The sequence below is a fragment of the Staphylococcus sp. EG-SA-2 genome, assembly GCF_017152085.1.
The window spans coordinates 1-433 of the sequence record NZ_JACYHC010000279.1 but is presented as its reverse complement, the minus strand read 5'-3'; the positions used below and the strand labels follow the sequence as shown (position 1 = coordinate 433).

At 16.9% G+C, this 433-nt stretch carries 1 protein-coding gene; it reads left to right on the top strand.

Translation table 11 applies throughout. From position 1 onward, the window contains the following. Window positions 1-23: 23 nt before the first annotated feature. Window positions 24-386 (top strand): hypothetical protein, encoded by a 363-nt coding sequence (locus IDG60_RS27355; protein WP_206160473.1) that lies wholly within the window; start codon window positions 24-26, stop codon window positions 384-386. Window positions 387-433: the final 47 nt, after the last annotated feature.

The following is a 433-nucleotide window of genomic DNA, read 5'->3' as shown; positions in this document are numbered from 1 at the left end:
AAATATAAGAAGAAAAAAGATAAATGGGAAAAAAAAAAGAATACAATGAAAGAAAACATACAAAAAAGAAAAAGGAAAAAAAAGAAAAAGAGAAAGAAGAAAAAAAAAAAGGAAAAAAAAAAGAAAAAAAAAGAAGAAAAAAAAAAAAGAAAAAGAGAAAAAAAAAAAAAAGAAAAAAGAGAAAAAAAAAAAAGAAAAAGAAAAAGAAAAAGAAAGAAAAGAAAAAAAAAAAAAAAGAAGAAAGAAAAAAAAAAAAAGAAGAAAAGAATAGTAAAAAAAAAGAAGAAAGGAAAGAAAAGAATAAAAAAAGAAAAGAAAAAAAGAAGAAAAAAGATGGAAGGATAAAAAAGAAAAAAAAAAAAAGAAAAAGAAATAAAAAAAATTAAAATGAAAGATATTGTTATGATAATTCTTCACGTAAACGAATTACATA

Coding starts and splice junctions, on each gene's coding strand:
- IDG60_RS27355 (WP_206160473.1), top strand. CDS start 24: ATGGGAAAAAAAAAAGAATACAATGAAAGAAAACATACAAAAAAGAAA.